The sequence below is a fragment of the Pantoea sp. Pa-EAmG genome, from assembly GCF_030024295.1.
In the GTDB taxonomy this organism is placed as follows: domain Bacteria; phylum Pseudomonadota; class Gammaproteobacteria; order Enterobacterales; family Enterobacteriaceae; genus Pantoea; species Pantoea dispersa.
Window position 1 is genome coordinate 1 of record NZ_JASEWO010000199.1, and the last position, 7,517, is coordinate 7,517.

8 protein-coding genes and 1 pseudogene are annotated in these 7,517 nt (G+C 56.3%); 2 read left to right on the plus strand and 7 right to left on the minus strand.

Annotation, left to right across the window (positions count from 1 at the left end):
* Positions 1 to 15: 15 nt before the first annotated feature.
* The 4 genes and pseudogenes from cspE to QMM04_RS19390 all read right to left on the minus strand — a co-directional run bounded on the left by cspE (position 16) and on the right by QMM04_RS19390 (position 2,216).
* Entirely contained in the window at positions 16 to 225 is a 210-nt protein-coding gene (cspE, locus tag QMM04_RS19375; RefSeq protein WP_034828712.1) for a transcription antiterminator/RNA stability regulator CspE, read from the minus strand.
* A gap of 86 nt (positions 226 to 311) precedes the next feature.
* Positions 312 to 383, minus strand: a pseudogene (locus QMM04_RS19380) (DUF2627 domain-containing protein); the annotation flags it as partial.
* 540 nt (positions 384 to 923) lie between these two features.
* Positions 924 to 1,922, minus strand: a complete 999-nt coding sequence (locus QMM04_RS19385) for an MBL fold metallo-hydrolase (protein WP_282996796.1) — start codon at positions 1,920 to 1,922, stop codon at positions 924 to 926.
* 18 nt (positions 1,923 to 1,940) lie between these two features.
* Positions 1,941 to 2,216, minus strand: coding sequence for a YebO family protein (locus QMM04_RS19390; RefSeq protein WP_021510022.1), 276 nt, complete (start codon positions 2,214 to 2,216; stop codon positions 1,941 to 1,943).
* A gap of 218 nt (positions 2,217 to 2,434) precedes the next feature.
* Between QMM04_RS19390 and QMM04_RS19395 the strand changes: the two genes are divergently transcribed.
* A complete protein-coding gene (locus tag QMM04_RS19395; RefSeq protein ID WP_021510021.1) occupies positions 2,435 to 2,671 on the plus strand; it encodes a YobH family protein in 237 nt (78 codons plus the stop codon).
* A 40-nt stretch (positions 2,672 to 2,711) separates the two neighbouring features.
* Here the strand turns inward: QMM04_RS19395 and kdgR are convergent, their stop codons facing one another.
* Positions 2,712 to 3,503: a DNA-binding transcriptional regulator KdgR gene (gene kdgR / locus QMM04_RS19400; protein WP_282996797.1), complete on the minus strand. Its 792-nt coding sequence runs from the start codon at positions 3,501 to 3,503 to the stop codon at positions 2,712 to 2,714.
* A gap of 162 nt (positions 3,504 to 3,665) precedes the next feature.
* Here kdgR and QMM04_RS19405 point away from each other — a divergent pair, with 162 nt between their 5' ends.
* The gene (locus QMM04_RS19405; RefSeq protein WP_058774591.1) at positions 3,666 to 5,048 is read left to right on the plus strand and encodes an MFS transporter; all 1,383 of its coding nucleotides are present in this window, start codon (positions 3,666 to 3,668) and stop codon (positions 5,046 to 5,048) included.
* Between the two features lie 43 nt (positions 5,049 to 5,091).
* Here QMM04_RS19405 and htpX read toward each other — a convergent pair whose 3' ends face one another.
* Both htpX and QMM04_RS19415 read right to left on the minus strand, forming a co-directional pair.
* The gene (gene htpX / locus QMM04_RS19410) at positions 5,092 to 5,973 is read right to left on the minus strand and encodes a protease HtpX (protein ID WP_021510018.1); all 882 of its coding nucleotides are present in this window, start codon (positions 5,971 to 5,973) and stop codon (positions 5,092 to 5,094) included.
* A 210-nt stretch (positions 5,974 to 6,183) separates the two neighbouring features.
* A partial coding sequence (locus tag QMM04_RS19415; RefSeq protein WP_282996798.1) for a carboxy terminal-processing peptidase occupies positions 6,184 to 7,517 on the minus strand: 1,334 nt, incomplete at its 5' end.

Genomic DNA, 7,517 nt, shown 5'->3' on the forward strand with positions numbered 1-7,517 from the left:
AGTCTGAGAACGAAATCAGATAGCAGTAACGTTTACTGCAGCTGGACCTTTCTGGCCGTCCTGAATTTCGAACTCAACAGCCTGGCCTTCAGCCAGAGTTTTGAAGCCGTTACCCTGGATTGCAGAGAAGTGTACGAACACATCTTTGCTGCCGTCAGCAGGAGTAATGAAACCAAAACCTTTAGACTCGTTGAACCACTTAACCTGACCTTTAATCTTTGCCATTTTTGCAAATTCCTTTGATTGTTTATATTGCCCGAAGGCAGTCTTACAGATAAACCAGAGACATTACTGAATGAGGCACTAATTTAAGGTTCGGCAAGGAAGCAGTATTCAACGTCAACGTCTTTACTCGTAACTTCTTTACTGAAGATGCCATACATAAACAGAACTGTACCTCGTTTGACCCACGATTCGTTATCACATATCCGCTAATTAATGGCAAGCCATTTTTAAACAGTGATCGACATGCCGCACATAATTGCCTGAAACCGGCAGCGAAAGGTGGATAACGTTATTGACAGCAACGCCTCAGCGTGTGCAAAAAAAGTCTATGCGTCAGTATAGTTAGCGCCAGACTCGCGTTTCGTCAAGCGCAGCGGTAAACGCTGCCTTTTCACATTTAAACCAAATAAGTTTAGGCAAAAAATATTGCATTAATATGGCACAGATAAGCTATTTCACTGGCCGATGTGCAAAGAGCAACATAAACTGCGCAGCGCTCAAATCTGGTACTATAAATTGCTAGCAGTACAAGTTAAAAATAGTTTTGCACCAAAATCAGGAAAATATAATCGCCGTTGCCCCAAATATAGGCAGACTGCACGCTGGCATTTATCTCATTTTTTTCTAAACACCCAACAATTAAATGTTAAAAAGCGCGGAAGCCGCTGGCATTTAACAAAAATGGCTTAGGATAAATCTTAATCGTAATTCATCAGGCTGCGGCTCTCGCCAATTCGCCATGGGGCAAAAGGCGCATCGACCTCGCCCGCCTGCAGCAATGCTTGCGCCAGCACCGTCGGCGGATCGTCAAGCGACTCGTCCGCCAGTTCAAACACGCCCCAGTGAATGGGAATCGCCAGCGGTCGCCCTATCTGCTGCCAGAGCTGTACCGCCTGATCCGGGTCCATGTGCTGGCCGCGCATGAACCATTTTGGTGCATAGGCACCTATCGGTAACGCAGCCAGATTAAACGGCCCCAGCCGCTGTGCGATGGCAGAGAGATAATCGCTGTAGCCGCTATCGCCGGAGAACCAGAAATTGAGCTGCGCATTACGCACTACCCAGCCGCACCACAGCGACCGGTTGCGATCCCAGAAGGTGCGCATGCTCCAGTGGCGCGCGGGAACGGCTGTGAAGCTGATGTCGTCCAGTTGCACCTGCTGCCACCAGTCCAGTTCGGTGACGGTGCGCACGCCACGGCGGCGACACCAGTCGGCCATTCCCAGCGGCACCAGAAAGTGCGCGGCAGGAAAGCGGCGGGCGATGCGTTTCACTGTAGGCCGATCAAGGTGGTCGTAATGGTTATGCGAGATCAGCACATAATCAAGATGCGGCAGCTGCGCCACGCTGAGCGGCGCCGGGGTTTTACGCTGCGGCCCGGCAAACGGCAACGGCGAGGCGCGTGCCGACAGCGCCGGGTCGATCAAAATATAACGCTGATTGAGACGCAGCAGGAGCGCGGCATGGCCCAGCCACCAGACACGGTCATCTTCACCGCTCAGGTCGGCCTGCTGGCACCAGCTGGCGGTAAAGGCCGCATAGCCGGACTGCGGTGGCAGCGGCAGATTCTGCTGCTTACGCTCGCGCCGCCAGCGCTGTAGATCGCCAGGCTGACGCAACTCCTCTTCCGGGTTACGAAAGCCGTGCGGCGTATGATGGGCCAGCGAAGCGTCATACCAGGGATTTTGCCAGGCCATGGCCTCTCCGTTGTGGGCTTAACGTTCCGGGATCAGGCGAATAAAGTCGCGCTTGTCCCCGGTATCCTGCTCATCCTGCGCTTTTTCGGCCACCGGCTGCGCCTCAGCGATACGGCGCAGCAGCGCGTTCTGTTTCTTTTGCTCTTCCAGCAGCGCTTCTAGCAGCTGAAGCTGTTCACTGGCGCGCACGCTGGCCCGGTTAACAAAAAACCAGGCAATAAAGGCCACAACCACAATGATGGCCAGCACGCCATAGTTAAACAGCGGACCGGTACTGGCGGCTAATTCGTTCATAACTGCATCAATCCTCAAACATCATTCAGGTACATCGCCGCTGATTCTACTCGTTGCGTGCGGAAAAGATATGGTGGCGGAGATAAAGCAGATTATCCCGCCTGCGTGCCGCTTTCAGTTATCTCTGATCGATCCGGCGAGAAAAGCGAGGCATGCTGCTACTATAGAGTTCGCAGCAACGCGGGAACAGCTGCGTTATGTAACACAAGGAGATAAAAATGAAACTACTGATTCGTGCGGTGATGGTGCTGGCTGTCTTGTGGCTGGCGATGCTGTTTACCGGCTACGGCGTGTTAACCGGCAGCAATAAAAACGCAGCCGGGCTGGGCTTACAGTGCAGCTACCTGACCGCGCGCGGCATGATTACCGCACAGTATCTGCACACCGACAGCGGCATTGTTGGCGTTACCGATTGTCCACTGCTGAAGAAAAGCGGCGAAGTGGTCGACAACTGAGTTTAGCCGTCTGCCGGGCTGCGCGTCAGCCCGGCAGGATTCAGAACGGATATTCGTAATAACCCATTTGCTCCGACACCTTACGCGCAGCACGGTGCAGCATCACCACATACTCTTTTTTTGCCGGTTCGGAGAAGCGCACCGTCGGAAAAGAGAGGCTCATGCCGGCAATCACCACGCCGAAGCGATCAAATACCGGTACCGCCAGACAGCGAATCCCCGCTTCCTGCTCTTCATTATCCTCACCAAAGCCCTGTTGCCTGACCTGCTCCAGCACCGGCAGTAGCGCCTGCGCGCTGACGATAGTGTTAGCGGTGCTGCGACGGAATTCCACTTCACGCAGAATGTCGTTCACCTCTGCGCGCTCACGCCACGCCAGCAGCACTTTGCCGATGGCGGTACTGTGCAGCGGATTACGCCGGCCGATGCGCGAATACATGCGCAGGTTATACAGCGAGTCAATCTTGTGGATATAGACGATGCTGTCCTCTTCCAGCGCGCCGAGATGAATGGTCTCTTTGGTCTGGCGCGACAGTTCGCGCATCTCCACATCGGCGCTGCGAATCAAATCCACGTTCTGCAGCGCGTGCGCGCCAAGTTCAAACAGCTTGAGCGTCAGCGAATATTTTTCGCTCTCGCCCTCCTGCGCCACGTAGCCGAGCGATTTCATGGTCTGCAGAAAGCGGTAGACCGTGCTTTTCGACATCATAACCCGCTGCGAAAGCTCGGTGATGCCGTGATCGCGCTCTTCACCCAGCGCCTGCAGAATGCCAAACACTTTCATCACTGATGATACGGCATCCGGCTGTTTATCGTTATCGCGGCTCGCCATGCGGGACTTCCTTAACGCTTTTGCAAAAAACGCCAGTATAGAGGTTACAGCCGGACGGCGGCAACGACACATCCACTTGTAATTTTTGTCCATTAATGCGGTGATTTCAGGCAGAAAATTGATTAGCATGATGATATTCACTTACTTCACTTCTCCCTGTTTATGTCTCCTACCGTGTCTCAGGATGGATTACCCGTTCCACAGCGCTACGGCGCAATAATTACCATTGCGCTTGGCATCATGATGGCGGTGCTGGACGGCGCGATTGCCAACGTGGCGCTGCCGACCATTGCGCGTGAGCTGAACGCCAGCCCGGCGGAATCGATCTGGATCGTCAACGCCTATCAAATCGCTATCGTGATTTCGCTGCTGTCGCTGTCGTTTCTTGGCGATATGTTCGGCTACCGGCGCGTCTATCAGGTCGGGCTGGTGCTGTTTGTATTCACCTCGCTGTTCTGCGCCCTTTCCTCTTCGCTGAATATGCTCACCGTGGCGCGCGTGCTGCAGGGCTTCGGCGGTGCGGCGCTGATGAGCGTCAACACTGCGCTAATCCGTATTATTTACCCGCAGCGCTTCCTGGGACGCGGCATGGCCATCAACTCGCTGATCGTGGCCGTTTCCAGCGCCGCCGGTCCCACGGTGGCGGCCGCGATTCTCTCCATCGCCAGCTGGAAATGGCTGTTCCTGATCAACGTGCCACTCGGTGTGGTGGCGCTGTGGCTGGCGCTGCGCTTCCTGCCGGATAACACGCAGAAAGCGAAGCAGCAGAAATTTGATGTGCCGAGCGCCATCATGAATGCGCTGTTTTTCGGCCTGCTGATTTCAGCGCTGACCGGCTTCGCGCAGGGAGAAAATGGCTGGCTGATTGCGGGTATGCTGCTGGCGCTGCTGCTGATCGGCGTGGTGTTTGTGCGGCGTCAGCTGGCGATGCCGGTGCCGCTGCTGCCAGTAGATTTGCTGCGCATTCCGGTGTTTTCGTTGTCGATCGGCACCTCGATCTGTTCATTCTGTGCACAAATGCTGGCGATGGTGTCGCTGCCGTTTTTCCTGCAAAACGTACTGGGCCGGGATGAAGTCGCGACCGGCCTGCTGCTGACGCCGTGGCCGCTGGCTACCATGGTGATGGCACCGATTGCCGGCCGTCTGATCGAGAAGTTTCATGCCGGGCTGCTGGGTGGGCTGGGGCTGGCGCTGTTTGCCGCCGGGCTGTTTCTGCTGGCGCTGCTGCCTGCACAGCCCACGGATGCCGATATTATCTGGCGCATGATGCTGTGCGGTGCCGGCTTCGGGCTGTTCCAGTCACCCAACAATCACACCATCATCTCGTCGGCTCCGCGCCAGCGCAGTGGCGGTGCCAGCGGCATGCTCGGCACCGCGCGACTGGTCGGGCAAAGCACCGGCGCCGCGCTGGTGGCGCTGATGTTTAACCTGTTCAACGACAGCGGCACGCATGCCTCGCTGCTGCTGGCCGGGACCTTTGCCAGCGTGGCGGCGATCGTCAGTATGCTGCGCATGACGCAAAGCCGTCAGCCGGCAGAGTCATAAAAAAAAGGGCGCCCGCAGGCGCCCTGTTCATTTTCTATATGGCTTACTTAAGGTAGGCACCGCTGCGCAGCGCTTCGATACGCTTGTCGAGCGGCGGGTGCGACATAAACAGCTCGCTCAGCGACTTACCTTTACCGTTAATACAGAACGCCATCATGCTGCTGGGTTCCTGCGGTTCGTAGCTGGTTTTCAGGCGCTGCAGCGCGGCAATCATCTTTTCACGCCCCACCAGCTTCGCAGAGCCGGCGTCGGCGTGGAATTCGCGATGGCGCGAGAACCACATGGTGATGATGCTGGCGAGAATACCAAACACCAGTTCCAGCACTGTCGCCACGGCAAAATAGACCAGCGGATTGCCGTTGCTGCTCTCTTCACCGTCGCGGTTGCCGGACAGGAAGCCAGACGCCACCTGCGCAATGATACGCGAAATGAAGATCACGAAGGTGTTCACGATACCCTGAATCAGCGTCATGGTGACCATGTCACCGTTCGCGATGTGGGCGATCTCGTGCGCCAGCACCGCCTCCGCTTCATCGCGGCTCATGTTCTGCAGCAAACCGGTGGAGACCGCTACCAGCGAGGCGTCACGGCGTGCGCCGGTGGCAAAGGCGTTGATATCGGGCGCGTGGTAAATCGCCACCTGCGGCATCGCAATGCCGACCTGCTGAGCCTGGCGGCCGACGGTTTCCATCAGCCAGCGTTCCGTCTCGTTACGGGGTTGTTCAATCACTTCACCGCCGACCGAGCGTAACGCCATCCATTTGGACATCAGCAGTGAAACAAACGCACCGCCAAAGCCAAACAGACCTGCCATAATCATCAGACCCTGAACACTGCTTGACTGGATTCCTGTCAGACTCAGAATCAGTCCGAATACCAACATCACCGCCAGGTTGGTGACCAGGAAAAGCGCAATACGCATCATAAACGTTAATCTTCCTCAGTTGTGCTCGCGCTCATGCGCGGATATACATCCTATGTCCATTGTGGCGCTTTTCAAGCGACCTTAATCTTTAAGTGCCTAAAAAGACATAACTTTACATTTGGTAATGGTAGCGGCTGCCGCCTGCCGTGCGGCGATTTACAGGCAAAAAAAAGCACCGCCGCAGCGGTGCTGTGATTTCAGGCCGAAGGGTTACTTCGCTGCCGCCGGCGCTGGCTGATCTTTTTCCAGCTGGGCCAAATCGTTAGCGATTTTCACCGTTTCATCCAGATACGGATCCGGCTCTTTGTAGTCTTTCGGCAGATCGTCCAGGCTCTTCAGCGGCGCTTTGCCTTCCGCCAGGTAGCGCGCATTGATACGTTCCAGACGCAGCGCATCTTCTTCGTGGTTCTCTTTCTCGCGCTGAGCCAGATTGAGCGACACGATGTTACGCTTGTCCTTCATCGCGTTGAAACGCGCGATGTCTTTCATGATGTACTGGAACTCGCGATCTTTGGCGATGCGATCGGCGTGCTCTTTGGTCAGCTGCGGCACCAGCGGCGTGATATCGCCGGTTTTGGTGTAGGTCGCCGCGTTGATGCTGTCCCACGGCAGCGCGTTATCCTCAAACTTCTCGCCGGTCTCTGCTGCTTCCACACCGGTCGGCATCAGCAGGTCTGGCGTGACGCCTTTCCGCTGAGTACTGCCGCCGTTGATGCGGTAGAACTTCTGAATGGTGTACTGGACTGAGCCCAGCGCTGGCCATTCCGGACGCAGCATCTGATCGTAGATGCGGTTGAGTGAGCGATACTGCTGCACCGTGCCCTTACCAAAGGTCGGTTCGCCGACAATCAGCGCGCGGCCGTAATCCTGCATCGCCGCGGCAAAGATTTCCGACGCCGAGGCGCTGAAGCGATCGACCAGCACCACCAGCGGACCTTTGTAGTAAACGATGCCGTCGTTGTCGCTGTCCTCACGCACGCGACCATTATTGTCACGCACCTGCACCACCGGGCCACTCGGAATAAACAGGCCGGAGAGCGATACCGCTTCGGTCAGCGCGCCGCCGCCGTTGGTACGCAGATCGATGACGATACTGTCGACGTTCTGCTTCTGCAGTTTCTGCAGCTGCACTTTCACATCATCGGTCAGGCCAACGTAGAAGCCCGGGATATCCAGCACGCCGACTTTCTCTTTGCCGACGTTGTGCACAGTGCCCTTCACCGCACGATCTTCCAGACGGATTTTCTCACGCGTCAGCGTCACGGTACGGGTTTTGGTGCCCTTGCCGGCTGGCAGGATCTCGAGGCGCACTTTGCTGCCCTTCGGCCCTTTAATTTTGGACACCACGTCATCCAGACGCCAGCCAATCACATCTTCCATTGGCTTGCCCGGCTGGCCGACGCCCACAATGCGGTCGCCCACGCTGATGGATTTGCTCTTGGCCGCCGGACCACCGGCGACCATCGAGTTGATCACCGTGTAGTCATCATCCATCTGCAGCACGGCACCGATACCTTCCAGCGACAGGCTCATTTCGGTGTTGA